The 24,516-nt window shown below is 72.4% G+C and carries 23 protein-coding genes and 1 riboswitch; of the genes, 15 read left to right on the plus strand and 8 right to left on the minus strand.

Features of this window, described 5'->3' with window-relative positions; translation table 11 throughout:
- The first annotated feature begins 224 nt into the window (after positions 1-224).
- From ACF1DX_RS08255 to ACF1DX_RS08275, 5 genes are all read left to right on the plus strand, one after another.
- On the plus strand, positions 225-1,496 hold the full coding sequence (locus ACF1DX_RS08255; protein WP_391790358.1) for a sensor histidine kinase: 1,272 nt from the start codon (positions 225-227) through the stop codon (positions 1,494-1,496).
- Between the two features lie 110 nt (positions 1,497-1,606).
- Positions 1,607-2,971, plus strand: a complete 1,365-nt coding sequence (locus ACF1DX_RS08260) for a sensor histidine kinase (RefSeq protein ID WP_391790359.1) — start codon at positions 1,607-1,609, stop codon at positions 2,969-2,971.
- Positions 2,972-3,203: 232 nt separating this feature from the next.
- On the plus strand, positions 3,204-3,863 hold the full coding sequence (locus ACF1DX_RS08265; RefSeq protein ID WP_306298025.1) for a response regulator transcription factor: 660 nt from the start codon (positions 3,204-3,206) through the stop codon (positions 3,861-3,863).
- A 133-nt stretch (positions 3,864-3,996) separates the two neighbouring features.
- Entirely contained in the window at positions 3,997-5,925 is a 1,929-nt protein-coding gene (locus ACF1DX_RS08270; RefSeq protein ID WP_391790360.1) for a 2-oxoacid:acceptor oxidoreductase subunit alpha, read from the plus strand.
- Complete coding sequence (locus ACF1DX_RS08275; RefSeq protein ID WP_391790361.1) at positions 5,918-6,976, plus strand: 2-oxoacid:ferredoxin oxidoreductase subunit beta; 1,059 nt, start codon at positions 5,918-5,920, stop codon at positions 6,974-6,976. The genes ACF1DX_RS08270 and ACF1DX_RS08275 overlap by 8 nt, the downstream gene beginning before the upstream one ends.
- A gap of 36 nt (positions 6,977-7,012) precedes the next feature.
- On the opposite strand, the gene ACF1DX_RS08280 is transcribed toward ACF1DX_RS08275, so the two are convergent.
- Positions 7,013-7,393, minus strand: coding sequence for a winged helix-turn-helix transcriptional regulator (locus ACF1DX_RS08280; RefSeq protein WP_391790362.1), 381 nt, complete (start codon positions 7,391-7,393; stop codon positions 7,013-7,015).
- A gap of 98 nt (positions 7,394-7,491) precedes the next feature.
- Between ACF1DX_RS08280 and ACF1DX_RS08285 the strand changes: the two genes are divergently transcribed.
- The 3 genes from ACF1DX_RS08285 (at position 7,492) to ACF1DX_RS08295 (ending at position 10,041) form a co-directional block, all read left to right on the plus strand.
- Positions 7,492-8,346: an SDR family oxidoreductase gene (locus tag ACF1DX_RS08285; RefSeq protein WP_391790363.1), complete on the plus strand. Its 855-nt coding sequence runs from the start codon at positions 7,492-7,494 to the stop codon at positions 8,344-8,346.
- 163 nt (positions 8,347-8,509) lie between these two features.
- Complete coding sequence (rarD, locus tag ACF1DX_RS08290) at positions 8,510-9,529, plus strand: EamA family transporter RarD (protein WP_391790364.1); 1,020 nt, start codon at positions 8,510-8,512, stop codon at positions 9,527-9,529.
- 38 nt (positions 9,530-9,567) lie between these two features.
- Entirely contained in the window at positions 9,568-10,041 is a 474-nt protein-coding gene (locus ACF1DX_RS08295; RefSeq protein WP_391790365.1) for a VOC family protein, read from the plus strand.
- A 54-nt stretch (positions 10,042-10,095) separates the two neighbouring features.
- On the opposite strand, the gene ACF1DX_RS08300 is transcribed toward ACF1DX_RS08295, so the two are convergent.
- The gene (locus tag ACF1DX_RS08300) at positions 10,096-11,301 is read right to left on the minus strand and encodes a tetratricopeptide repeat protein (protein WP_391790366.1); all 1,206 of its coding nucleotides are present in this window, start codon (positions 11,299-11,301) and stop codon (positions 10,096-10,098) included.
- Positions 11,302-11,459: 158 nt separating this feature from the next.
- On the opposite strand from ACF1DX_RS08300, the gene ACF1DX_RS08305 reads away from it, so the two are divergent.
- The 3 genes from ACF1DX_RS08305 to ACF1DX_RS08315 all read left to right on the plus strand — a co-directional run bounded on the left by ACF1DX_RS08305 (position 11,460) and on the right by ACF1DX_RS08315 (position 14,033).
- A complete protein-coding gene (locus ACF1DX_RS08305; RefSeq protein ID WP_391790367.1) occupies positions 11,460-11,954 on the plus strand; it encodes a hypothetical protein in 495 nt (164 codons plus the stop codon).
- Between the two features lie 114 nt (positions 11,955-12,068).
- Positions 12,069-13,334, plus strand: coding sequence for an amidase (locus ACF1DX_RS08310; protein ID WP_391790368.1), 1,266 nt, complete (start codon positions 12,069-12,071; stop codon positions 13,332-13,334).
- Between the two features lie 114 nt (positions 13,335-13,448).
- Positions 13,449-14,033 (plus strand): flavodoxin family protein, encoded by a 585-nt coding sequence (locus ACF1DX_RS08315; RefSeq protein ID WP_391790369.1) that lies wholly within the window; start codon positions 13,449-13,451, stop codon positions 14,031-14,033.
- 13 nt (positions 14,034-14,046) lie between these two features.
- On the opposite strand, the gene ACF1DX_RS08320 is transcribed toward ACF1DX_RS08315, so the two are convergent.
- The 5 genes from ACF1DX_RS08320 to ACF1DX_RS08340 all read right to left on the minus strand — a co-directional run bounded on the left by ACF1DX_RS08320 (position 14,047) and on the right by ACF1DX_RS08340 (position 19,029).
- On the minus strand, positions 14,047-14,637 hold the full coding sequence (locus tag ACF1DX_RS08320) for a hypothetical protein (protein WP_391790370.1): 591 nt from the start codon (positions 14,635-14,637) through the stop codon (positions 14,047-14,049).
- 47 nt (positions 14,638-14,684) lie between these two features.
- On the minus strand, positions 14,685-15,557 hold the full coding sequence (locus tag ACF1DX_RS08325) for an ABC transporter permease (protein WP_391790371.1): 873 nt from the start codon (positions 15,555-15,557) through the stop codon (positions 14,685-14,687).
- Positions 15,544-16,506: an ABC transporter ATP-binding protein gene (locus ACF1DX_RS08330; protein ID WP_391790372.1), complete on the minus strand. Its 963-nt coding sequence runs from the start codon at positions 16,504-16,506 to the stop codon at positions 15,544-15,546. The genes ACF1DX_RS08325 and ACF1DX_RS08330 overlap by 14 nt, the downstream gene beginning before the upstream one ends.
- A 46-nt stretch (positions 16,507-16,552) precedes the next feature.
- A complete protein-coding gene (locus ACF1DX_RS08335; protein WP_391790373.1) occupies positions 16,553-17,776 on the minus strand; it encodes an outer membrane lipoprotein carrier protein LolA in 1,224 nt (407 codons plus the stop codon).
- Positions 17,777-18,018: 242 nt separating this feature from the next.
- On the minus strand, positions 18,019-19,029 hold the full coding sequence (locus ACF1DX_RS08340; protein ID WP_391790374.1) for a polyprenyl synthetase family protein: 1,011 nt from the start codon (positions 19,027-19,029) through the stop codon (positions 18,019-18,021).
- Positions 19,030-19,591: 562 nt separating this feature from the next.
- Positions 19,592-19,759, plus strand: a riboswitch (cyclic di-AMP (ydaO/yuaA leader).
- A gap of 5 nt (positions 19,760-19,764) precedes the next feature.
- Here ACF1DX_RS08340 and ACF1DX_RS08345 point away from each other — a divergent pair.
- Positions 19,765-20,244, plus strand: a complete 480-nt coding sequence (locus tag ACF1DX_RS08345) for a transglycosylase SLT domain-containing protein (protein WP_391790375.1) — start codon at positions 19,765-19,767, stop codon at positions 20,242-20,244.
- On the opposite strand, the gene ACF1DX_RS08350 is transcribed toward ACF1DX_RS08345, so the two are convergent.
- Positions 20,208-21,080 carry an HAD family hydrolase gene (locus tag ACF1DX_RS08350; protein WP_391790376.1) on the minus strand — a complete coding sequence of 291 codons (873 nt, stop codon included), beginning with the start codon at positions 21,078-21,080 and terminating at the stop codon, positions 20,208-20,210. The genes ACF1DX_RS08345 and ACF1DX_RS08350 overlap by 37 nt on opposite strands.
- 222 nt (positions 21,081-21,302) lie before the next feature.
- Between ACF1DX_RS08350 and ACF1DX_RS08355 the strand changes: the two genes are divergently transcribed.
- Genes ACF1DX_RS08355 through ACF1DX_RS08365 form a run of 3 tightly spaced genes read left to right on the plus strand, consistent with a single transcriptional unit; the run spans position 21,303 to position 24,488 of the window.
- On the plus strand, positions 21,303-22,373 hold the full coding sequence (locus ACF1DX_RS08355) for a GNAT family N-acetyltransferase (protein WP_391790377.1): 1,071 nt from the start codon (positions 21,303-21,305) through the stop codon (positions 22,371-22,373).
- 31 nt (positions 22,374-22,404) lie between these two features.
- Entirely contained in the window at positions 22,405-23,694 is a 1,290-nt protein-coding gene (locus ACF1DX_RS08360; RefSeq protein ID WP_391790378.1) for a glycosyltransferase, read from the plus strand.
- The gene (locus ACF1DX_RS08365; RefSeq protein ID WP_391790379.1) at positions 23,691-24,488 is read left to right on the plus strand and encodes a polysaccharide deacetylase family protein; all 798 of its coding nucleotides are present in this window, start codon (positions 23,691-23,693) and stop codon (positions 24,486-24,488) included. The genes ACF1DX_RS08360 and ACF1DX_RS08365 overlap by 4 nt, the downstream gene beginning before the upstream one ends.
- Positions 24,489-24,516: the final 28 nt, after the last annotated feature.

The raw sequence follows: 24,516 nt of genomic DNA on the forward strand, positions 1-24,516 counted from the left end.
CCTCACTCCCTTGATCGGCGCCCTGGCCCATGCCTGTGCCGTGCCCGTGATCCGTGCCGGTGAACGTCACGGTCCGACGATCTGTACGCACGGGAGTCTAGGCCCTGATAAATGCACCGTAAGCAGCCCGTCACCGCTCGGCATGCGGGGGTGGGGTTTTCCTCAGTGCGTTCTGGCGGTCCACCTCATGGCGCGGGCCCCCGGCTCCGGGCACGCTTGTGCCCATGACCGAACCATTCCCGAATCCGGGCACGTCCGTGACGGCACTCCCGGAGCCGGCCGAGCGCGGCGACCGCCCGCCACCGGCCCGTTTCGCGTACGACGCGCACACCTGGAAGGAGATCGCCCACCTCCTGGCGAACCTGCCGGTGTCGCTGGCCGGCTTCGTCTACACGGTGACCATGGTGTTCACCGGTGTCGGGCTGACCGTCACGGTGATCGGGTTCCCGCTGCTCGCGCTCGGGCTGATGGGCTCCCGGCTGCTGGGCAGGATGGAGCGGGCGCGGGCCAGGAAGCTGCTCGGGGTACGGGTGGAGGAGCCGAGCCGGCTGCCGATGCGCGGTCCCGACGGGGTCTGGCCGCGGCTGTGGATGGCGGTCAAGGACCCGGTGGGCTGGCGCACCGTCCTGTACGAGCTCATACGGCTGCCGTGGGGCGTCCTCACCTTCACCGTCACGCTGGCCGGTCTGTTCGTGCTGTGGCCGGTGCTGCCGTTCGTCGTGCGGGGCCTGGCCAACGCCGACCGGGCGATGGTGCGCGGTCTGCTGTCGCCCTCCGACGAGCTGGAGCGGCGCATCGCCGAGCTGGAGTCGGACCGCGGGGTCGTGGTGGACACGGCGGCGGCGGACCTCCGGCGCATCGAGCGCGATCTGCACGACGGGGCGCAGGCCCGGCTGGTCAATCTGGCGATGGGGCTGGGCCTGGCCAAGGAGAAGCTGCTGGAGGATCCCGACGCCGCGGCGTCGATGGTCGACGAGGCGCACGGCGAGGTGAAGCTGGCGTTGCAGGAGCTGAGGGATCTCGCCCGGGGCATCCATCCCGCGGTCCTGACCGACCGGGGTCTGGACGCGGCGCTGTCCTCGGTCGCCTCGCGCTGCACGGTGCCGGTGAGGGTGACGGTCGACCTGGACGAGCGGCCGGCCGCCGCCATCGAGGGCATCGCCTACTTCACCGTCTCGGAGCTGCTGCAGAACGTCAGCAAGCACAGCCGGGCCCGGTCCGCCGCGGTGGAGGTGTGGCGGTCGGAGGGCCGGCTGCTCATACAGGTGTGGGACGACGGGTGCGGGGGCGCGAGCCTGGACGGCGGGACGGGCATGCGGGGTCTCGCCGACCGGCTGAACGCGGTGGACGGCCTGTTCGTCGTGGAGTCGCCGGAGGGCGGTCCGACGACGGTGACGGCCGAGCTGCCGTGGCGGGACCGTTCCGGTGCCCTGGCAGAGGAGCCGGGCAGGACCAAGAGGGCGTCCAAGGAGGCGTCCGTCCGCGGCCGGGGGTAGGGAAAACCCCCCGCTCAAGACTGCGACGGACTCCATGGTCCGCCGACCTGCGGCGGAGCAGTCTGGAGGTACGACAGCACAGCCGCCGGACGAGGAGAAGGACGACGCCGATGAGCACGGAGTACGGACAGGGCTACGGGCTCCCCACGGAGTCCGGGTACCCCGGACACGCCGAGGGACGGCGGCACCGGCTGCCGGCCGCGCTGCGGGCGCCGGTCGAGGGACGCACCTGGCGCGAGCTGGGGTATGTGCTGCTGAGCCTGCCGATCAGCGTTCTGCTGTTCACCTACGCGATCACGATGGTGTCGCTGGGGGCGGGCCTGCTGGTGACGTTCCTCGGCGTCCCGGTGCTGGCGGCGGCGCTCGCCGGCTGCCGCGGGTTCGGGGCGGTGGAGCGGGCGCGGGCGCGGGGGCTGCTGGGTCTGGAGGTGGCCGAGCCGGAGCCGCTGCGGATGAAGCGGCAGGGGTTCATGGCGTGGATCGGGGCCGTGCTCAAGAGCGGCACCTCCTGGCGGGCCCTGCTGTACGCGGTGCTGCAACTGCCGTGGGCGGTGCTCTCCTTCGTCGTCGCCGTGACCGTCTGGTCGGTGGGCTGGTCTCTGCTGACGTATCCGCTGTGGTTCTGGGTCTTCCCGATGTACGCCGGGCAGGACGGCATACAGCTGTACGGCGACGAGCATCACCGGATCTACCTGGACAACCCGTTCGAGATCACGGTGACCGCGGGAGTGGGTCTGCTGTTCACCCTCGCCACGCCGTGGATCGTGCGGGCGCTGACGATGGTGGACCGGGTGATGGTGCACGGGCTGCTCGGGCCGTCGCGGCTGGCCACGCGGGTGGTGGAGCTGGAGTCGGACCGCGGGGTCGTGGTGGACACGGCGGCGGCGGACCTGCGGCGCATCGAGCGGGATCTGCACGACGGGGCGCAGGCCCGGCTGGTGGCTCTGGCCATGGATCTGGGGCTGGCGAAGGAGAAGCTGCGGGAGGATCCGCGGGTCGCGGCGCGGATGGTGGACGAGGCGCACGGTGAGGTGAAGACGGCGCTGCAGGAGTTGCGGGACCTGGCCCGCGGCATCCACCCCGCGGTCCTGACCGACCGGGGGCTGGACGCCGCGCTGTCCTCGGTCGCCTCGCGGTGCACGGTGCCGGTGCGGGTGGAGGTGGACCTGACGGAGCGGCCCGCGCCGGCCATCGAGGGCATCGCCTACTTCACCGTCTCGGAGCTGCTGCAGAACATCAGCAAGCACTCGCGGGCGACCTGGGCGGCCGTGGAGGTGTGGCGGTCGGAGAACCGGCTGATGCTCCAGGTCGTGGACAACGGCGTGGGCGGTGCCGAGGTGTCCGAGGGTTCCGGACTGGCCGGGCTGGCGGAGCGGCTGGACGCGGTGGACGGGATCCTGGTGGTGGACTCCCCCGCGGGCGGCCCGACGCGGGTGACCGCCGAACTGCCGTGGCGGGCGGAGCGGGCACGATGAGAACGGACTGAGACCGGGCTGAGACCGGCAGGCCGGCTCCGCAGCCGGAACCGGCGGAACCGGCGGGTGGGCGCGAGCCGCGGACTCGTACCCACCCGCCTCGACGGCACCCCCGATCGCGTTGCCCTGCCCCATCCCCCACCGGATGCTGGAATGCTGGACCTGACGACCGGGCCGCCACGAGGGCGGGCCCGGATCAGGGGCATGGGGGCCGAGGGACGTGGAGGACAGGGTGCGGGTGGTCATCGCCGAGGATTCGGTGCTGCTGCGGGAGGGCCTGACCCGGCTGCTGACCGACCGTGGGCACGAGGTCGTGGCCGGTGTCGGTGACGGTGACGCGTTGATCAAGACCATCGCCGAGCTGGACGGGGAGAACCAGCTCCCGGACGTCGTGGTGGCCGATGTGCGGATGCCGCCGACGCACACGGACGAGGGGGTGCGGGCCGCGGTGCAGCTCCGCAAGACGCATCCGGGCGTCGGCGTGCTGGTGCTGTCGCAGTACGTGGAGGAGCGCTACGCCACGGAGCTGCTCGCCGGTTCCAGCCGTGGCGTCGGTTATCTGCTCAAGGACCGGGTGGCCGAGGTCCGTGAGTTCGTGGACGCGGTGGTGCGCGTCGCCCAGGGCGGTACGGCTCTGGATCCCGAGGTGGTCGCGCAGTTGCTGGGGCGCAGCCGCAAGCAGGACGTGCTCGCGGGGCTCACCCCGCGGGAGCGGGAGGTCCTGGGGCTGATGGCGGAGGGCAGGACGAACTCGGCGATCGCCAGGCAGCTGGTGGTCAGCGACGGTGCCGTGGAGAAGCACGTCAGCAACATCTTCCTGAAGCTGGGGCTGTCCCCGAGCGACGGCGATCACCGGCGGGTGCTGGCCGTTCTCACCTATCTCAACTCCTGAGCGAGGACGTCTCGAAGTCGTGTCCAACATGCGAATGACCCAGGGAAGGCGACCCTTACGGACGTAGGGTTTATGCGGGGAAGGCCTGCGGGAAGGCCGTCCCGGACAGCCGCCCTCGAGGAGGTCCAGTTCAGTGACCAGCCAGGTCAGCAGCACAGCGGAGCAGGCCGACGGAGCAGTCGCAGAGGAGCAGCGCGCGGCGGCGGGTGCGAAGGACGTGCGCCGGCTCGACCGAGTGATCATCAGGTTCGCGGGGGACTCGGGTGACGGTATGCAGCTCACCGGTGACCGTTTCACCTCGGAGACCGCGTCCTTCGGCAACGACCTCTCCACGCTGCCGAACTTCCCGGCCGAGATCCGCGCGCCCGCCGGCACCCTGCCCGGCGTCTCGTCCTTCCAGCTCCACTTCGCCGACCACGACATCCTCACCCCCGGCGACGCGCCGAACGTCCTGGTGGCGATGAACCCGGCCGCGCTGAAGGCCAACATCGCCGACCTGCCGCGCGGCGCGGAGATCATCGTCAACACGGACGAGTTCACCAAGCGGGCGATGCAGAAGGTCGGCTACGAGAGCAGCCCGCTGGAGGACGGCTCGCTGGACGGCTACAGCCTGCACCCGGTGCCGCTGACCACGCTGACCGTGGAGGCACTCAAGGAGTTCGACCTCACCCGCAAGGAGGCCGAACGCAGCAAGAACATGTTCGCCCTCGGGCTGCTGAGCTGGATGTACCACCGGCCCACCGAGGGCACGGAGAAGTTCCTGCGGTCGAAGTTCGCCAGGAAGCCCGACATCGCCGCCGCCAACATCGCCGCCTACCGGGCGGGGTGGAACTTCGGCGAGACGACGGAGGACTTCGCGGTCTCCTACGAGGTGGCCCCGGCGGCGAAGGCGTTCCCGCCCGGCGTCTACCGCAACATCTCCGGGAACCTGGCCCTGTCCTACGGACTGATCGCCGCGTCCCGCCAGGCGGACCTGCCGCTCTACCTCGGCTCCTACCCGATCACCCCCGCCTCGGACATCCTGCACGAGCTGAGCCGGCACAAGAACTTCGGTGTGCGGACCTTCCAGGCCGAGGACGAGATCGCCGGCATCGGCGCGGCGCTGGGGGCGGCCTTCGGCGGCTCGCTGGCGGTCACCACCACCTCCGGTCCCGGTGTGGCCCTGAAGTCCGAGACGATCGGTCTGGCGGTGTCGCTGGAGCTGCCGTTGCTGATCGTGGACATCCAGCGCGGCGGCCCGTCCACCGGTCTGCCGACCAAGACCGAGCAGGCGGACCTGCTCCAGGCGATGTACGGCCGCAACGGCGAGGCGCCGGTCCCGGTGGTCGCGCCCCGCACCCCGGCCGACTGCTTCGACGCCGCCCTGGAGGCGGCCCGGATCGCCCTGACCTACCGCACGCCGGTGTTCCTCCTCTCCGACGGCTACCTCGCCAACGGCAGCGAGCCCTGGCGCGTCCCGGACCTTCAGGAACTGCCGGACCTGACCGTGCGGTTCGCGCAGGGACCGAACCACGCGCTGGACGACGGCACCGAGGTGTTCTGGCCGTACAAGCGGGACCCGCAGACCCTGGCCCGCCCCTGGGCCATTCCCGGCACCGCGGGGCTGGAGCACCGCATCGGCGGCATCGAGAAGCAGGACGGCACGGGCAACATCTCCTACGACCCCGCCAACCACGACTTCATGGTCCGCACCCGGCAGGCGAAGATCGACGGCATCGACGTCCCCGACATCGAGGTCGACGACCCGGACGGGGCGAAGACCCTGGTACTGGGCTGGGGGTCGACCTACGGGCCGATCACGGCCGCCGTGCGCCGTATCCGCAAGGAGGGCGGCCGGATCGCACAGGCCCACCTGCGCCACCTCAACCCGTTCCCGCACAACCTCGGTGACGTGCTCGCCCGTTACGAGCGCGTCGTGATCCCCGAGATGAACCTGGGGCAGCTCGCCACCCTCATCCGGGCGAAGTACCTGGTCGACGCCCGCTCGTACAACCAGGTCAACGGCATGCCGTTCAAGGCGGAGCAGCTCGCCACGGCGCTGAAGGAGGCCATCGATGACTGACACCAACGCCCTTCTCCAGCTGGTGCCCAAGGCCGAGGGCCGGCAGTCGATGAAGGACTTCAAGTCCGACCAGGAGGTGCGCTGGTGCCCCGGCTGCGGTGACTATGCCGTGCTCGCCGCCGTGCAGGGCTTCATGCCCCAGCTCGGCCTGGCGAAGGAGAACATCGTCTTCGTCTCCGGCATCGGCTGCTCCTCCCGCTTCCCGTACTACATGAACACCTACGGGATGCACTCCATCCACGGCCGCGCCCCCGCCATCGCCACCGGCCTGGCCACCTCGCGGCGCGACCTGTCCGTGTGGGTCGTCACCGGCGACGGCGACGCCCTCTCCATCGGCGGCAACCACCTCATCCACGCCCTGCGCCGCAACGTCAACCTCAAGATCCTGCTGTTCAACAACCGGATCTACGGTCTGACCAAGGGCCAGTACTCCCCCACCTCCGAGATCGGCAAGATCACCAAGTCGACGCCGATGGGTTCGCTGGACGCGCCCTTCAACCCGGTGTCACTGGCGATCGGCGCGGAAGCGTCCTTCGTGGCGCGCACCGTCGACTCCGACCGCAAGCACCTCACCGAGGTGCTGCGCCAGGCGGCCGACCACCCCGGCACGGCGCTGGTGGAGATCTACCAGAACTGCAACATCTTCAACGACGGCGCCTTCGAGGTCCTCAAGGACCGGCAGCAGGCCGAGGAGGCCGTGATCCGCCTGGAGCACGGGCAGCCGGTCCGCTTCGGCACCGACGGCTCCAAGGGCGTCGTACGCGACCGGGCCACCGGTGACCTGAGGGTCGTCACCGTGACGGCGGACAACGAGGCCGACGTCCTCGTCCACGACGCCCACGCCGCGTCCCCGACCACGGCGTTCGCGCTGTCCCGGCTCGCGGACCCGGACACCCTGCACAACACCCCGATCGGCGTCTTCCGCTCCGTCGACCGGCCCGTCTACGACACCCTCATGGCCGACCAGCTCGACACCGCCGTCGAACAGCACGGCAAGGGCGACCTCGCCGCCCTGCTCACCGGCGGCGACACCTGGACCGTCGTGGGCTGACGCCTGCCGAAGGCCGGGACGGGGCCCGGGTGCTCTCTACGGCGCCCGGGTCTCGTCGTACGCCTGCCGGGCGGCGAGGACGTCGGCCATGCGCTTCTCGGTCCACAGCGCCAGGTCGCGCACCTGCTCGGCCGCCTCGCGGCCCAGACCGGTGAGGGAGTAGTCGACGCGGGGCGGGATGACCGGTTTGGCGTCGCGGTGCACCAGGCCGTCGCGCTCCAGGGTCTGGAGGGTCTGGGTGAGCATCTTCTCGCTGACCCTGCCGATCGCCCGGCGCAGTTCGCTGAAGCGGTACGAGCGCTCCAGGAGCTGGATCAGCACGAGCACGCCCCAGCGGCTGGTCACATGCTCCAGGACCAGCCGGTGCGGGCACATCTCCTCGCCGTCGGTCCACCGGACACCATCACTTACCGCCATGCCAGTACCTTACTTCAAAGTGGGTACTTTCCATTAGTTAGCGTAACTCCTAGGGTGAGGGACATACCCGCACACGCACCCCACAGGAGTTCCGAACCATGAGCATCGTCGTCACCGGCGCCACCGGGCACCTCGGCCGTCACGTCGTGGACCAGCTGCTGGAGAAGGTCCCGGCCGAGCAGGTCACCGCCGTCGTCCGCAGCGCGGAGAAGGCCGCGGACCTCGCCGGCCGCGGGGTGCGGGTCGCGGTCGCCGACTACAACGCCCCCGAGACCTTCGACGGGCTGTTCGCGCCCGGCGACAAGGTCCTGCTGATCTCGGGCAACGAGTTCGACAAGGGCCGGGTGGGCCAGCACCGGGTCGTCATCGACGCCGCGAAGGCCGCGGGTGTCGCCCTGCTCGCCTACACCAGCGCGCCCGGCCCCCTGACCGCCGCGCTCGCCGACGACCACCGCGGCACCGAGGAGGCGCTGCTGGGCTCGGGCGTGCCGTACGTGCTGCTGCGCAACGGCTGGTACCACGAGAACTACACCGAGAACCTCGCCCCGGTGCTCGCGCACAACGCCGTCGTGGCCGCCGCCGGCGCGGGCCGGGTCTCCTCCGCCTCGCGGGCCGACTACGCGGCCGCCGCCGTCGCCGTGCTCACCGGCGAGGGGCACGAGAACAAGACGTACGAGCTGGGCGGCGACGAGGCGTGGGGCTTCGCCGAGTACGCGGCCGAGCTGAGCCGGCAGACCGGCAAGGAGATCGTCTACAACCCGGTCGCGCCCGAGGCGCTCACCGGCATCCTGGTCGGCGCCGGGGTGCCCGAGCCGACGGCCGCGGTCCTCGCGGGCGTGGACGTCTCGATCGAGAAGGGGGAGCTGGTGGTCGACAGCGGCGACCTGTCCCGGCTGGCCGGGCGCCCGACCACCCCGCTCGCCGAGGCCGTCGCCGCCGCCCTCAAGGGCTGACCCGGAGGGCCGCCGCCCCCGCCACCCCCGCGCGTCATGACCGTATGCCGGTACGGACATGACACGCGGGGGTGTCCGGCGTTACCGTCGTCCGGCGAGCACCGCGCGCGTGCGCGGGCATCGCGGGAGATCAGGACACGCGTCGGACATGAAGGAGGGGCCCGTGACCGGGAAGCCGGCCGCAGAGCGGCGCACAGGACTGCTGAACGGCTTCGCGGCATACGGGATGTGGGGGCTCGTCCCGCTGTTCTGGCCCCTGCTCAAGCCCGCCGGGGCGGTGGAGATCCTGGCCCACCGGATGGTCTGGTCGCTGCTCTTCGTGGCCGCCGCCCTGCTCCTCATACGCCGCTGGGCCTGGCTCGGCGAGCTGCTGCGACAGCCGCGCAGGCTGGCGCTGATCACGGTCGCCGCGGCGGTCATCACCGTGAACTGGGGCGTCTACATCTGGTCCGTGAACTCCGGGCACGTCGTCGAGGCGTCCCTCGGCTACTTCATCAACCCGCTGGTCACCATCGCGATGGGCGTGCTGCTGCTGAAGGAGCGCCTGCGGCCCGCACAGTGGGCTGCGGTCGGGGTGGGCGCCGCGGCGGTCCTCGTCCTCACCGTCGGTTACGGCCGGCCGCCGTGGATCTCGCTCTGTCTCGCCTTCTCCTTCGCCACGTACGGACTGGTGAAGAAGAAGGTCAACCTCGGCGGCGTCGAGTCGCTGGCCGCCGAGACCGCGATCCAGTTCCTGCCCGCCCTCGGCTACCTGCTGTGGCTGAGCGCCCGGGGCGATTCCACGTTCGCCGCGGAAGGGGCCGGGCACGCCGCGCTGCTCGCCGCGACCGGGATCGTCACCGCGCTCCCCCTGGTCTGCTTCGGCGCCGCAGCGATCCGCGTGCCGCTGTCCACGCTGGGCCTGCTGCAGTACCTGGCACCGGTCTTCCAGTTCCTGCTCGGGGTCCTCTACTTCAAGGAGGCCATGCCGCCCGAGCGCTGGGCCGGTTTCGCGCTGGTGTGGCTGGCGCTCGTCCTCCTCACCTGGGACGCGCTGCGCACCGCCCGCCGGGCCGCCCGCGCGCTCGCCGGGAGGACCGGCGTGCGCGCGGGCGGCGTCCCGGCCGACGTGACGGGCGCGGCTCCGACCGCCGGGAGCGTGCCCGCCGCGGCCGAGGCGGGCACGCTGGAGGCCAAACCGTAGAACGGGCGTTGTCAGAGCCCGGTCTTATAACTGGAGGCATGACGCAGACACCGACACCGGCCACTCCCGTGCACTGGAAGGTCGTCATCGACGCGGCCGACCCGCACGCGCAGGCCGGCTTCTGGGCCGCCGCCCTCCGGTACGTGGTGGAGGACAACAGCGCGCTCATCGAGAAACTGCTGGCCGCGGGCGCCGTCCCGGCCGAGCTGACCGTCGAGTCCCATGACCGCCGGGCCTGGCGCGACCTGGCCGCGGTACGGCACCCCGACGACCCGTACGAGGAGGAGAGCGGCACCGGCCGTGGACGGCGGCTGCTGTTCCAGCGCGTACCGGAGGAGAAGACGGTCAAGAACCGGCTCCACCTCGATCTGCACCCCGGTGCGGGACGCCGCGAGGAGGAGCTCGCGCGGCTGGAGGGGCTCGGCGCGCGGGTGCTGCGGCGGGTGGAGGAGCCTTCCGGAGGGTGGCTGGTGATGGCCGACCCGGAGGGCAATGAATTCTGCCTGCATTAGGGGTTCCGCCCGATTTCCTCCGGGGTCCCCGAGGCCCCCTGCGACAGAGGCTCCTCAGGACCGCTGGGCGCGGGCGCGTCCGGTCAGCCGGCCCATGCGGGCGCGGGCGGACTCCAGTTCCTCGATCTCGTCGGCGGCGGGCCCGTCCTCGGTGGTGAGCTCGGTCCACAGGGCGATCAGCTCGTGCCCGAGCTCCAGTCCGAGCAGCGGGTCGCGCACCGCGCGCCATGCGGTCGCCGCGCTGCGGACGTTGCCGTAGGCGGCCTCCGCGTCCCCCGTGCGGCGGCAGATCACGGCGAGGTCGAGGGAGATCCGGAAGGCGCGCAGCGGTTCACCGGCCAGGTAGGCGATGTACGCGGCGAGTTCGCGCAGCCGCAGCACCTCCGGGTGCTCCGGGCCCAAAGTGTCCGAGGCCTCCGCGACGGTCTCCTCGGCCAGCCGGGCCGCCGTGTCGATCCGGCCCGTCCGGACGGCGTCGTTGACCCGGGCCATGGGTTCGGCGAGCAGGCTCTCCCCGGCGGCGGGGGGTTCGTCACCGAGCACCGCCTCCGCCACGGCGTCGAAACCGCGGGGCGGGGTGGGCTTGGGATCGGGATCCAGCACGGGCACGGGCTCGGGGGACGGTCCGGTCCCGTGCGCCCGGGGCCGGCCGGCTCCGGGGTCGGGGTGCGGCCTCGCGCCCATGGACGGGGGCGGGCCGAACTCGCCCGTCGGGGGCGCGACCGTGCCGGGCGGCGTGACCTCCGCCGCCCCGGGTACGGCCCGCAGTTCGAACGTCGGGACGGCGTCCCGGGGAGCCTCCGGCTCGGGCACGGGGCGCAGCTTGAAGGTGGGGGTGGCGTCCCGTACGGGATCCGGTCCGGACGTCCCTTCCGGCGCCGGTCCGGGTGCGGGGCGCAGCAGGTGCGTCGGCCGGTCCGTGTCGGGCTCCCGCGCCGGTGCCGTCAGGACCGGCTGCGCCGTGAAGTGGCTGGAGCCGTCCGGGTCGACGCGGAGCGGGACGACGCAGCCGATGCGCTCGTCGTGCACGGTGGCGAGGACGGCGTGACCGGAGGCGAGGGCGATGCGGTGGAGGCGGTTCAGCACCGCCTGCTGGATCTCCTCGCCGGGCCCGGCGATCACCGTCACCCCGCCGACCGACGCCCCGCGCGTGTCCGCCCCGCCGACGGGGACATGGACGTCGATCGGTGCTGCCGCAAGGTTCGCCGCATGTGCGGCCTGCTGCTGTTCCCGCTTCTTCTCGCGGCTGAGTCGAGACATCGTTCCCTCATTCGGGTCGTACACCTACCGCCGAGTCTGTCCGCTCGCCCGCGCTTCTCACGTCACCGCGTTGTCACAGGCTCGTCCCAACGGCCGCCCGCGCGGGTTTCCCGTCCGCCCGGCGGCATGAAGATCGAGGCGGCGAGCAGGAGAGGGACATGGGACAGGGACCGGAGATCTGGATCCGAGGGCCGGTGACGGTGCCGGAGGCGGCCCCGCCGGAGCCCGCCCTCGCGCGGGCGGCGGCGCGGCGCTTCTCCTGGGTCGGCCTGCACGGCGGCGCGGGCGTCTCCACGCTCGCCGCGGTCTACGGCGGTCATGACAGCGGACGTGCCTGGCCCGGCTCCGACGGCCCGCCGTCGGTGCTGCTCGTCGCCCGGACCCACGCGGCCGGTCTGGACGCCGTGCTCCCGGTGGTGGACACGGTCCGGCGCGGCGAGGCGCCGCACGGGCTCGGCCTGGACGCCGTGGTCCTGGTGGCGGACGCGCCGGGGCGGCTGCCGCGCCCCCTCACCCACCGGATCCGGCTCATCGAGTCGGTGATCGACGTGTACCGCGTGCCCTGGGTGAACGAGTGGCGCCTGGGCGACCTGACCGGCCGGCCGCCCCGTGAGACGGAGCCGCTGGCCCGCCTGGTGGGCGCGACGCGCTGAACCGAAGGCCACGCGGCCTTCGAACACGGACCGCTGCGGGCCCGGCCGGCGCCACGTTCTCGCTGCCCCCTCGGGCATCTACCGTGGGGGCAGGGACCGTTCGAGGGGGTGGGTGTGCCGGACAGCCAGGAGTACGGGCCTCGTGCGACCGCCTCGGTCGAGGCGATCGCGTCCGCCGTGCGCGGACGGCGACGGCGGGCCGTGGACGTGGTCGCGGAGGCGCTGGAGCGGATCGGGCGGGCCGATCCGGAGCTGTGCGCGTTCCTGGAGGTGTGGGACGAGGAGGCGCTGCGGCGGGCGGACGGGGTGGACGCACGGGTCGCCGCCGGGGAGCGGCTGCCGCTGGCCGGGGTGCCGGTCGCGGTCAAGGGGCGGCACGGGCTGCGCGCGGCGCAGCCGCTGCTCGCGGCCGGTGGTGTCGCCGTGGGCGCCACGTCGGTGCCCGGTCCGGGAACACCCTGGCAGACCTGGGGGCTCGGGGCGCACGGCCGTACCGTCAATCCGTGGCGGGCGGACCGTACGCCGGGCGGTTCCTCGGCCGGGGCGGCGGTGGCGGTGGCGGCCGGGCTGGTGCCGTTGGCGACGGGCGGTGACGGCGCGGGCTCGGTGCGGATCCCGGCGGCGTGGTGCGGGACCGTCGGACTGAAGGTCACGAACGGCCGTCTCCCCTCGGCCGACCGTACGGGCCTCGCGGCGCCCGGGGTCCTCACCCGCACGGCCTCGGACGCGGCGGCCTGGTGGCGGGTGATGTCGGGGCGGCCCGTCGCGGCCGGGACCCCTGCGGCCTTCCCCGTCGCGCCCGGGACCTCTGCGCCCCTCCCCGTCGCGCCCGGGACCTCTGCGCCCTTCCCTGTCGCGCCCGGGACCCCTGCGCCCTTCCCCATCGCCGCCTGTTGGTCCCCCGACCTCGGCTTCGCCTGCCCCGACCCGGAACCCGTCGCCCTGGCCCGTACGGCGGCCGGCCGACTGGTCGACACCGGGCTCGTACGGCTCGTACGCCCCTCGCCGCCGGCGCGGCTCCTCGATCCCGCCCCGGCCTGGCTCGCCCTGCGCACCCCCGGTGCCGACCCCGCCGACGCCCACCGGATCCGGGCGGAGAACGACCGGCGCCTGAACGCCCTCTTCGCCCGTGCCGGCCTGCTGCTCACCCCCACGGCGCCCACCGCACCGCACGGTCACGACGGCCCCGGCGAGGTCTACTCGACCGCCCTCACCTGGGCGTTCAACGTCAGCGGGCACCCCGCGCTGAGCCTCCCGGCCGGGTTCGGCGCCGACGGCTGCCCGGCGGGGCTCCAACTGGTGGCACCGCACGGGCGGGAGGATCTGCTGCTCGCGGTGGCGACGGAGGCGGAACGGCGCGGGGGCACCACCACCGGCTGAACGGCCCGTGGGGCCGCGCCGCCCCTGTGGCATGCCACCCCTTTGACATATAGATGCATACGCATATGATGCAGATGCCTGTAATTTACGCACGCCGAGTATCTGGGGATGGTCATGACTCGTCGTTTCCTCTTCGTCCTGGGCAGCGCCCGCCCCGACGGCAACACCGAACTGCTGGCCCGCCGGGCCGCCGAACAACTGCCCCCGGACGTGGAGCAGCAGTGGATCGACCTCGCCGCCCATCCCCTGCCCGACTTCCAGGACCTGCGCCACGACAGCGACCACGTCCGCCCCACCGAGGGCCCGGTGGCCCACCTCCTGGACGCCACCCTCGCCGCGACCGACGTGGTGATCGCCTCACCGCTGTACTGGTACTCGGTCTCCGCCCAGACCAAGCGCTACCTGGACCACTGGTCGGGCTGGCTGCGCACCCCGGGGCTGGACTTCAAGGCGACCCTGGCGGGGCGCACCCTGTGGGGCGTCACCGCACTCGCGCACGAGGAACCGGAGGTCGCCGACCCGCTGGTCGGCACGCTGAACAACTCGGCCGCGTACATGGGGATGCGGTTCGGCGGGGTCCTGCTCGGCAACGGCAGCAAGCCGGGCGACGTGCTGAAGGACACGGAGGCGCTGGCACGGGCCAAGACGTTCTTCGCCCAGGAGGCGCCCCTCGCCCGCTTCCCGTACGAGGCCGGCTGACACCGGCGCCGCCTCACCAGCCGAGCTGCGCCTCGCCCAAGACCTCGCCGCCGATGTGGGCCGCGAGCTTACGGGCGCGGGGAAGATCACCGAACTTGGTCACGTGGACGAAGACGGTGTGCTCCTCGGTCCAGTCGCCGTACTGGGCCTTGTCACCGTGAAACACCACCTGGACCCCGTCGTACTTCGGATACCCGTACGAGTCCGTTTCCGGGTCGTCCGGCCAGCGGCCGCTCCACTCGATGACCGCCGTTCCCTCGCCCAGGGCGGCCAGGAACCGTTCCTCGACGTCCCCGCGTCCGACGTCCTCCAGGAAGCTCAGCGGCAGATGCTCCTGGAGCCCGGCGTCGTCCAGTCGCGTCACGTCGAGGTCGAAGAAGAGGAAGTCACCGGTTGCCGGGTCGGTGCGGACGTCCTCGTAGTCGAACTCGGCCCCGGGGACGATCTCGGCCATCCGCCGCGCGTCCCCGGGCGTCCGCATCTCGGCGAACAGCCATACCTTGTCCTCGATGTGTTCCAGCAGCGCGCACAACCGCTTGGCCTGCCGGTACGCCTCGGCCGCGTCGGTGGTCCGCAGGACGGGGTACGCCCGTGAGTTGCCCATGGACCGAACCGTCACACGACCTGGCCGGCCCGTGCCAGCGCATTTCCCTACGCGGTGATGTCCTTCGCCGTGAACCGCGCCCACGCCGCCGAGCCGAAGACGGCCGCGTAGAGGGCCTGGAGGCCGAGGTTCTTCGTCAGGTCGTCCCAGTAGACCGGTTCGCGCATCAGGTCGGCGAAGGACAGCCAGTAGTGGGAGAAGAGGTAGGGGTGCAGGGCGTGCAACTGCGGGATCTGGTCGACGATCTGGACCGTGATCAGCAGCCCGACGGTGGTCGCCATCGCCGCGATGCCACTGTTGGTCAGCGTCGAGACGAACAGGCCGAGCGCCGCCACCCCGATCAGTGACACGGCGACGACCAGGGCGATCAGCAGCGCTCTGGCCAGCCCCTCGGAGAAGCCGATCCGGGTGCCCGAGATGGTCGTGAGGTCGCCCAGCGGGAACAGCAGCGCGCCGGTGATCAGCGCCGACACGGCGACCACGAGGGTGGCGACCAGACAGAACGTCATGACCGTCGCGTACTTGGTGAGCAGCAGGCGGGTACGGCCGGCCGGCGCGACCAGCAGATAGCGCAGGGTGCCGGCGTTCGCCTCACCCGCGACGGCGTCGCCCGCGACGACCCCGATCGCCATGGGCAGGAAGAACGGCAGCGTGGCGGCGAGCGCGGTGAAGACGAGGAACAGGCCGTTGTTGGTGATCTGCGAGATGAACGCCGGCCCTCCCCCGCCGCCCCCGCCGCCGGCCGACGAGCCGTCACCGGTCTCGATCCGTACGGCGATGCCGACCAGGACCGGCACCGCGGCCAGCACCCCGAGCAGGGCGAGGGTGCGCCAGCGCCGGAAGGTGGTGAGCAGCTCGCTGCGGAACAGGCCCAGGGTCCACAGCGGGCTCACCTCGCGCACCGCTTCAGCCCGCGACATCGAAGCCCTCCCCGGTCAGCGCCACGAACGCGTCCTCCAGCGAGGCCCGTTCCACCCCGAAGCCGCGCACCCGGACGCCCGCCGTCACCAGTGCCGCGTTCACCTCGGCGAGGTCGCGTCCGGGCACCTCGCCGGTCACCCGCTCCCCGTCCACGACGACATCGGCGACCCCCTGCTCCTTGAGCACCCGGGCGGCGTCCGCCGGGTCGGGGGTGGTCACCGCCAGCCGGCCCCGGGCGCCCGCGGCCAGGTCGGCGACCGGTCCCTGGGTGATCAGCCGGCCCCGCGCCATCACGGCGGCGTGGGTGCACACCTGCTCGATCTCGTCGAGGAGGTGGGAGGAGAGGAAGACGGTGGTGCCGTCCGAGGCCAGTTCGCGCACGAGGGTGCGGATCTCCCGCATGCCCTGCGGGTCGAGGCCGTTGGTGGGCTCGTCCAGGACGAGCAGCCGGCGCGGCTGGAGCAGGGCGGCCGCGAGGCCGAGGCGCTGCTTCATGCCGAGGGAGTACGCCTTCGCCTTCTTGCCGGCGGCTGCCGTGAGGCCCACCCGGTCCAGGGCGGCGGCGACGCGGGCGCGCCGGGTGCGCGGGTCGGCGGTCGGGTCGGCGGCGTCGTAGCGCAGCAGGTTGTCACGGCCGGAGAGGAAGCCGTACAGGGCCGGGCCCTCGATGAGGGCGCCGACGTGGGGCAGCACGGCGCGCGCGGAGCGCGGCATGGGACGTCCCAGGACGTGCGCCGTGCCGGAGGTCGGCTCGATCAGGCCCATCAGCATGCGGATGGTGGTGGTCTTGCCGGAGCCGTTGGGGCCGAGGAAGCCGAAGACGCTGCCCGCCGGGACGGTCAGGTGCAGACCGTCGACGGCGAGCTGTCCGCCGCGGTAGCGCTTGGTGAGCGCGCGGGTGGTGATGACTCCCTCACCCGCGTGCTCGCCGGCGGACGCCTCACCCATCGGCTCCCTCGTTCCCTGTCACGTCGTAAGGTCCCGGGCCGCCTTACTACTTCCCCGCGTCGGCGGCCTTCACGAGCGCGTCCTTGGTGACCGTGCCCACGTAGACCTTGCCGTCCTCGGTGATCAGGGCGTTCACCAGGCGGGTGCTGAACACCGTGCCGGTGCCGAAGTCGCCCTTGACCTGGTCGCCGAGGGAACCGAGGAAGCCGCCGAGGTCACCGCCGGCCTCCTCGCCGGTGGGCAGGCCGCCCTCGCCGCCGGTGTCGAACGTGGCGATGGAGTTCCAGCCCTCACCGAGCGTCTTCAGCCCGTCGAGGCCCTTGGCCAGGCCCTCCTCGGACTTCGGGGCGTTCTCCGGCTTCCCGGAGTGCTTCCCGCCCTGCTCGAGTTCGCCGTCCTCGGTCACCTTGGCGCCCTTGGGCGGGGTGAAGTCGAACGTCGAGGCGGCCGGCTTGCCGAAGCTCACCTGGGTGAAGCCCACGTCCACGACGGCCGCGCCGCCGCTGGACGGGGTGAGCGTGAACTTCAGCGGCATGCCCGTCCTGTGGTCGACGGCGATGCTGATCGCGCCGACCGTGGAGCCGGACTGCCTGGGCTTGACGACCAGCTTGTACGCGTCCCGGCCGGCCACCTGGGCGGTGCCGTCGACGGTCACGGACGTGGTGTCGTCGACCGACTTCAGCGCCTCCTCGGCGAAGTCCTTCGGGGTGGCCGGGGGCTGCTGTTCCCGGTTCTCGCCGGAGGCGTCGACGGTGCCGTGGTAGACCTCGTTGGAGCCGCTGTCGTAGCCCCAGACGTCCTTGCCGTTGTGGATCAGGCTGTACTCGGCGGCGTTCTCCAGGAGCGACACCTTCTGCCGGTCGGGGCCGTCGGCCGCGATCCGCAGGGTGTGCGTGCCGGAGGCCAGTTCAGCGAGCTTGGCGGACGGGTCGGCCGAGGAGCCGCCGTCCTCGCCCTGCCCCGCGGCGCCGGACATGAGACTGTCCTCCAGGCCGCCGAGGTCCGGCAGACCGAGGTCCGTGGTGATCTTCACGGTGCCGGACAACCGCTCGACGTCCGACTTCGCGATCTTCTCTATGAGCTGCGCGGCGGTGATCTCCGGCAGGTCGGGGTCGCCGGAGCTGGCGATCGCGGGGACGAGCCCGATGGTCGCGGCCGCCACTCCCATCACCGTGACCGGGACGACGTACCGCGCGGCCCTGCGCCGCCCCGCGCGCGGCTCGTCGGCCTCCCGCGCGGTCGTCATGTCGTCGGATTCGTACGGTGCCATGTGTGCCCTACCTCCGTGGTCGGCGGCGGCTTTTCGTCTCGTGACCTCGCACCAGTTTCACCCTGAGCCGCCATTCTCACCCGAATCGGTGAGGAGTGGTGTTGTCCGTCGTGGTCCATCTGACCAAATCTGGCAGGCGGATTCGTCAGCCCCCGGACGCAACTCCACGTACTGCTGGGGTATGACACGGAGGGCGGTTCCCTCCCCCGCCCCGTAGGGGTCGGGGGAGAGTTCGGGCCGGCTCAGCCCGCGCGGTGCACCACCGCGTCGCACAGCTGCACGAGTGCCGTCCTCGCCTCGCACTCCCGCAGCGGGGCGAGTGCCGCGCGCGCCTCCTCGGCGTAGCGCACGGTGTCCCGGCGGGCCTGCTCCAGCGCGGGGTGGGCGCGCAGCAGCCGCAGCGCCTCGGCGTGCCGGGCGTCGTCGGTGAGGTCGGAGTCGAGCAGTTCGCACAGGGCGATGTCGTCGGCGAGACCCAGCCGGGCCGCCCGTTCGCGCAGCCGCAGCACGGGCAGGGTGGCGATGCCCTCGCGCAGGTCGGTGCCGGGGGTCTTGCCGGACTCGTGGGAGTCGGAGGCGATGTCCAGGACGTCGTCGGCGAGCTGGAAGGCGACTCCGAGCCGCTCGCCGTACTGGGTCAGCACGTCCACGACCGTCTCGTCGGCGCCCGACATCATCGCGCCGAACCGGCAGGCGACGGCGACCAGCGAGCCGGTCTTGCCGCCGAGCACGTCCAGGTAGTGGTCGACCGGGTCGCGGCCGTCCTGCGGTCCCGCGGTCTCCAGGATCTGCCCGGTGACCAGCCGCTCGAACGCCTCGGCCTGCACCCGCACGGCCTCCGGGCCGAGGTCGGCCAGGATGTGCGAGGCCCGCGCGAAGAGGAAGTCGCCGGTGAGGACCGCGACGGAGTTGCCCCAGCGGGCGTTCGCGCTGGCGACGCCGCGCCGCACATCGGCCTCGTCCATCACGTCGTCGTGGTACAGCGTGGCCAGGTGGGTGAGCTCCACCACCACGGCCGAGGGCACGACACCGGGCGCGTAGGGGTCGCCGAACTGGGCGGCGAGCATCACGAGCAGCGGGCGGAACCGCTTGCCGCCGGCCCGCACCAGGTGCTGGGCGGCTCCCGTGATGAAGGGGACCTCACTCTTGGTGGCCTCGAGCAGCCCTTCCTCGACAGCCGTCATCCCGGCCTGGACATCGGCTTCCAGAGCCTGGTCCCGCACGCTCAGCCCGAACGGCCCGACGACGGTCACGAGGGGTCTCCTGTCTGCTGGTGTCCACTGGCGGTTACACGGAATGTCGATAGGTCGCTGCCATCACTCAAGTCAGCGTATCCGGTCACGTTTCGATCACCGCCAGCGCCCGGGGTTACGGGCAGGGCGGTACGGGGTCGGGAGCGGAGTGCTTTTGATCGGTTGATAACAACGGACATTCTTCTGTTTTCCCGGACGTACCGATCCACTCCTCGGCCCGGCCCCCGGGCCCCGCCTCGCCACGTGGACCATCCTGCCCGCCCCGACGTCCGATTTGCCGCAAATGCCGAGCTAATTCCCCTTGGCGAAAAATGCGTTCACAGGCAATCCCCAGTGAAGTGAGTCACGCGCGATCCGGTACCCCCGCCGTCCGCCACCACCCACCTTTCCCCTTCCCCCGCCGCCGAGTTGACCCTTGGCGACAGCAAAGGATCAAGCACCCCAAAAGCCCCATCGAAAGATCAAACGGCGCCTTCCGTGATGCTCGCACTTGTTCCCGACATGTGCTCTCGCATACGTTCCGGGCCTGCCGGGTGGACGCCTAATCCTGCCGCCGCCCGCATCACATCCGACGACGAACTCAAGACGGCAGGAGTGGGGGACCCAGGTAAGCCGCCGCACCGGACATCGCGCCGGGACGGCTAGGGGTGAAGCCATGCCCGCAGGGGCACGGCCGGGCACTCTCCCGCCCGAACCCGACAGCTCACCTCGCAGGCGTAGGAGAGGAACCCAGACATGCCTGCTTTCGGTCAGCACCGCCGCCGCCTCGCCCGCTCCCTCGCCGTCGCCGGCACCGGCGTCGCCGTGGTCGCCCTGCCGCTGTTCGGCGCCACCGGCGCCTTCGCGGCCACCACCGAGCCGACGACGACCGCTGCCGCCCCCGCGACGGCGTACCCGGACAACCTCGACGGCTGGATCCGCGAGTCGCTGGACGTCATGGCGCAGAACGGCATCCCGGGCAGCTACGACGCCATCCACCGCAACATCATGCGCGAGTCCTCCGGCAACCCGTACGCCATCAACAACTGGGACTCCAACGCCGCCAAGGGCACCCCGTCGAAGGGCCTGCTGCAGATCATCGACCCGACCTTCGCGGCCTACCACGTGCCCGGCACCGCCTTCGACCCGTACGACCCGGTCGCGAACATCACGGCGGCCTGCAACTACGCGGCCGACCGCTACGGCTCCATCGACAACGTCTTCGGCGCGTACTGAGCCACCCGCTGACGGGCGAGCGTCACCGCCCCGCCGAACAGTCGCTCGAGGACGACGGCCACGCCGTCGTCCTCGTTCGACGTGGTGACCTCGTCCGCCACCGCCTTCAGTTCGGGATGCGCGTCGGCCATGGCGACGCCGTGGGCCGCCCAGCCGAACATGGGGATGTCGTTCGGCATGTCGCCGAAGGCGATCGTCCGCGCCGGGCTCAGCCCCAGGTGCTCTGCGGCCAGCGCCAGCCCCGTGGCCTTGGTCACCCCGCACGGCTGGAGCTCCACGGTGCCCGGCCCCGACATGGTGACCGTGGCCAGTGACCCGACCACCGACCGGGCCGCCGCCGCCAGCGCGTCGTCGGACAGGTCCGGGTGGCGCAGCAGCACCTTGCTGATCGGCCGGTCCCACAGCTCGGCCCGCCGCTCGACCCGTACCGCGGGCAGGGTCGGGTGCGGCATCAGATAGCCGGGCTCGATCAGCGTCAGCCCGTCGGCCCCGTCCTGGTCGACCGCGGCGTACACCTCCCCCACCTCGGCCTCGATCTTGCCGAGCGCCGTCTCCGCCAGTTCCCGGTCCAGTGTCACGGACCACAGCAGCCGGTGCGCGCCGGCGTCGTACACCTGCGCGCCCTGTCCGCACACCGCGAGCCCCGTGCAGCCGAGGTTGTCCAGGAGCGACCGCACTCTGGGGGCCGGCCGCCCCGTCACCACCAGGTGCCGCGCGCCGGCCCGCTCCGCCCGCGCGAGCGCGGCGAGGGACCGGTCGGAGAAGGTGTCGTCGCCGCGCAGCAGCGTCCCGTCCAGGTCGGTGGCGATGAGTGAATACGCGGTGGGTGCGGCCATGATCAGAGAATACGGACAACCCGACGGTCCGATTCACCGTGCCCGTTTGCATTCGCTTTCGGTACGGTTCCCCTTCTCTCGGCGCCGGGTAAGGACCGGTTCAGGTCTCTTTCCCCGTTTGGCAAGAACATGGTCCGCTATCTACCGTCCGCCCGGTCCGGGGCGGTACCTTCCAAGGGTCCAGGGGGGACTTGATCGGGGGGTCAGGTGAGCAGTGGACGCATGCGTGTGCTGAGGCCCGGGGAGCTCGGCGAGGGGGAGCGGGAGCGCTGGCGGGAACTGCGCGCCGCGACGGACGCACCGCGCAACCCGTTCATGGAACCGGAGTTCACCGTCGCTGTGTCCCGGGTGCGCCCGCGGGCCCGGGTCGCGGTGCTGTACGAGGGCGCGCAACCGGTGGGTTTCCTGCCGTACGAGCGGGGCGCGCTGGGGCAGGGCCGGGCGATCGGGCTCGGGGTGTCGGACTGCCAGGGCGCGGTCCTGGGCCCCGGTGTCGCCCTGGAGACGGACGAACTGCTGCGGGGCTGCTCGGTGTCGAGCTTCGCCTTCGACAACCTGGAGGCGGACCAAGGGCTGTTCGTGCCGTACGCGGCCGAGGAGCACGCCACCTACGTCATCGACGTGGAGAAGGGCTACGAGACGTACGAGTCGGTGCTGCGCGCCCAGTCGCCGAAGTTCCTGAAGACCACGCTGGCCAAGGAGCGCAGGCTGGGCCGCCGGGCCGGAGCCGTGCGGTTCGTCTTCGACGAGCGCGACCCGGCCGCGCTGCGCACGCTGATGGAGTGGAAGTCGGCGCAGTACCGCAGGACCGGGCGGCGCGACCGGTTCGCGCGGGAGTGGATCGCCCGGCTCGTGGGCCGGCTCGCCGAGACCCGCGCCGCCCAGTGCGCGGGCACGCTGTCGGTCCTGTACGCCGGTGACCGCCCCGTCGCCGCGCACTTCGGGCTGCGCTCGGCGTCCGTCCTGGCCTGCTGGTTCCCGGCGTACGACCCGGAGTTCGCGAAGTACTCGCCGGGTCTGGTGCTGCATCTGCGGATGGCCGAGGCGGCGGCGGCCGAGGGCATCGGCCTGCTCGACATGGGGCGTGGTCCGGCCGAGTACAAGGACTCGCTGAAGACCGGCGAACTCGCCGTCTACGAAGGGGCGGCGACCCGTCCGGGCGCGGGCGCCGCGCTGCACTGGCTGAGCCGCGAACCCGCGCGCCGCGCGCACGGCTTCGTCCGCGCCCGTCCGCGCCTGGCGGCGCTGGCGGCACGGACCCTGAAGGGCGCGGCACGGCTGCGCCGGCCGTGAGTCGTGAGGAGGAGGGGGAGGGGGAAGACAGGTGTCCCGGAGAGCGCGTACGCAGGAGGAGATACGGCGGTTCCTGGCCATCGGCGCGGTGCAGGTCGCCGAGATCGACCTGGACGGTGACGAGGCCGCGCCGAGACCCGGCCCGGGCAGCCCGCCGATCACCCATGGCGAGGTGTTCCTGCTGGTCAGACGGGCGGGTCGCCCGGTGGGGACGCTGCTGACCCGGGTACCGGAGGGCACGGACCCGCGGGCGGTGCTGACGGAGGCCGCCGCCGCGGTGGCGGGAGGGGCCGTGGAGGCGACGGGCGGCGTGGAGGCGACGGGCGGCGGGGAGCCGCCGTACGCCTCGGTCGTCGTGGCCACCAGGGAGCGGGCCGGGCAGCTCGCCCGGGCGCTGGACTCGCTGCTCGCGCAGGAGCACCCGCGGTTCGAGGTCGTCGTCGTCGACAACGCGCCCGTGACCGGCGAGACCCGCGAGCTGGTGGAACGCAAGTACGGCGAGCGGGTGCGGTACGTGTGCGAGCCGGTGCCCGGACTCGCCGTCGCGCACAACAGGGGGCTGGCGGCGGCGCGGGGCGAGGTGATCGCGTTCACCGACGACGACGTGGTCGCCGATCCCCGCTGGCTCACCGAACTGACCGTCCCGTTCGCCGCCGACCCGCGGCTCGGCTGTGCCACCGGCCTGATCCTGCCCGCCCGGCTGCGCACCCCGGCCCAGGTCCTGCTGGAGAGCCACGGCGGCTTCGCGAAGGGCTTCACGCCGACGACGTACGACCCCGGCGACCCGCCCCGCGACGAGCCGCTGTTCCCCTTCACCGCGGGCCGCTTCGGCTCGGGGGCGAACATGGCCTTCCGTACGGAGGTGCTGCGGGCCGTCGGCGGCTTCGACCCGGCCACCGGCGCCGGGACACCCGCGCGGGGCGGCGACGACCTGTACGGGTTCGTCCGCGTCCTCGCCCAGGGACACCTGCTGCACTACACGCCGTACGCGCTGGTGTGGCACCACCACCGGGAGACCTGGGCCGACCTGGAGACCCAGGCGTACGGCTACGGCGCCGGCCTCACCGCCTACCTCACCGCGCTCCTGGTCAACCGGCCCGCGCTGCTGCCCGCGTTCCTCGCCCGGCTGCCGCGCGGCCTCGCGCACGCCCGCGCGTTGACCGAGGTGCGCGACACGGACGGCGGTGGTGCGCCGGGGGCGCACGACACCCGCACCCACCCCTGGCCACGCCGGCTGTCGCGGCTGCAGCGCAGGGGAATGCTGTACGGGCCGCTCGGATACCTGCGGGCGCGGCGGGCACCGGGGAGGGGGAGAGGATGACCGCGGCCATACCCGTCTTCCTCTACCACGCCGTGATGGACGATCCGCCGGACTGGATCGCCGAGTTCACCGTCACGCCCAAGGAGTTCGCGGCCCATCTCGACGCCGTCGTGGACAGCGGCCGCACCCCCGTCACCATCAGCACCCTCGCCGAACACCTCGCCGGGCGGGCCCCCTTGCCGCCCCGGCCGGTGCTCCTCACCTTCGACGACGGCTTCGCCGACCTGCCAGGACCCACCGCCGACGCCCTGGCCGGGCGCGCGCTGCCCGCGACCGCGTACCTCACCACCGGCGCCATCACCCCGGGCTGCCACAGCCTGCTGCCGCCCGCCCCGATGATGACCCTGGACCGGGCGGTGGAGCTGGAACGTTCCGGCATGGAGATCGGCAGCCACACGGTCACCCACGCCCAGCTCGACACCCTGACCACCCGGCGGTTGCGCGCCGAACTGCTGGACTCCAAGGCCGTGCTGGAGGACACCCTCGGCCACCCCGTCCCCCACCTCGCCTATCCGCACGGCTACAACAGCCCCCGGGTGCGCGCCATGGCCGCCCGCGCCGGCTACCGGACGGCGACCGCCGTGCGGCACGCGCTCAGCTCGGACCGGGACGAGCGCTACCGCATCGCCCGGCTGATCGTCCGGCGCGGCCACACCGTCGCCGACGTCGAGGCCTGGCTGGCGGGCGACGGCGCGCGGACCGCCCCGTACCGGGACGGCCCGAAGACCGTCGGCTGGCGGTGGTACCGCCGGGCCCGCACCGTCCTGCGCGGCCGGCCCGTGTTCGCCGGCTGAGGGGGACGAACGGACGTGACCACGGGAC

The sequence above is a fragment of the Streptomyces sp. NPDC014676 genome, assembly GCF_043084105.1.
Taxonomy (GTDB): domain Bacteria; phylum Actinomycetota; class Actinomycetes; order Streptomycetales; family Streptomycetaceae; genus Streptomyces.

Bases quoted from the DNA above. Each gene is read 5' to 3' on its own strand.
- ACF1DX_RS08275 (WP_391790361.1), top strand. From the start codon at position 5,918: ATGACTGACACCAACGCCCTTCTCCAGCTGGTGCCCAAGGCCGAGGGC.
- ACF1DX_RS08295 (WP_391790365.1), top strand. From the start codon at position 9,568: ATGACGCAGACACCGACACCGGCCACTCCCGTGCACTGGAAGGTCGTC.
- ACF1DX_RS08345 (WP_391790375.1), top strand. From the start codon at position 19,765: ATGCCTGCTTTCGGTCAGCACCGCCGCCGCCTCGCCCGCTCCCTCGCC.
- ACF1DX_RS08260 (WP_391790359.1), top strand. From the start codon at position 1,607: ATGAGCACGGAGTACGGACAGGGCTACGGGCTCCCCACGGAGTCCGGG.
- ACF1DX_RS08325 (WP_391790371.1), bottom strand. From the start codon at position 15,557: ATGTCGCGGGCTGAAGCGGTGCGCGAGGTGAGCCCGCTGTGGACCCTG.
- ACF1DX_RS08365 (WP_391790379.1), top strand. From the start codon at position 23,691: ATGACCGCGGCCATACCCGTCTTCCTCTACCACGCCGTGATGGACGAT.
- ACF1DX_RS08280 (WP_391790362.1), bottom strand. From the start codon at position 7,393: ATGGCGGTAAGTGATGGTGTCCGGTGGACCGACGGCGAGGAGATGTGC.
- ACF1DX_RS08315 (WP_391790369.1), top strand. From the start codon at position 13,449: ATGACTCGTCGTTTCCTCTTCGTCCTGGGCAGCGCCCGCCCCGACGGC.
- ACF1DX_RS08355 (WP_391790377.1), top strand. From the start codon at position 21,303: ATGCGTGTGCTGAGGCCCGGGGAGCTCGGCGAGGGGGAGCGGGAGCGC.
- ACF1DX_RS08305 (WP_391790367.1), top strand. From the start codon at position 11,460: ATGGGACAGGGACCGGAGATCTGGATCCGAGGGCCGGTGACGGTGCCG.
- ACF1DX_RS08335 (WP_391790373.1), bottom strand. From the start codon at position 17,776: ATGGCACCGTACGAATCCGACGACATGACGACCGCGCGGGAGGCCGAC.
- ACF1DX_RS08330 (WP_391790372.1), bottom strand. From the start codon at position 16,506: ATGGGTGAGGCGTCCGCCGGCGAGCACGCGGGTGAGGGAGTCATCACC.
- ACF1DX_RS08300 (WP_391790366.1), bottom strand. From the start codon at position 11,301: ATGTCTCGACTCAGCCGCGAGAAGAAGCGGGAACAGCAGCAGGCCGCA.
- ACF1DX_RS08320 (WP_391790370.1), bottom strand. From the start codon at position 14,637: ATGGGCAACTCACGGGCGTACCCCGTCCTGCGGACCACCGACGCGGCC.
- ACF1DX_RS08285 (WP_391790363.1), top strand. From the start codon at position 7,492: ATGAGCATCGTCGTCACCGGCGCCACCGGGCACCTCGGCCGTCACGTC.
- ACF1DX_RS08255 (WP_391790358.1), top strand. From the start codon at position 225: ATGACCGAACCATTCCCGAATCCGGGCACGTCCGTGACGGCACTCCCG.
- ACF1DX_RS08350 (WP_391790376.1), bottom strand. From the start codon at position 21,080: ATGGCCGCACCCACCGCGTATTCACTCATCGCCACCGACCTGGACGGG.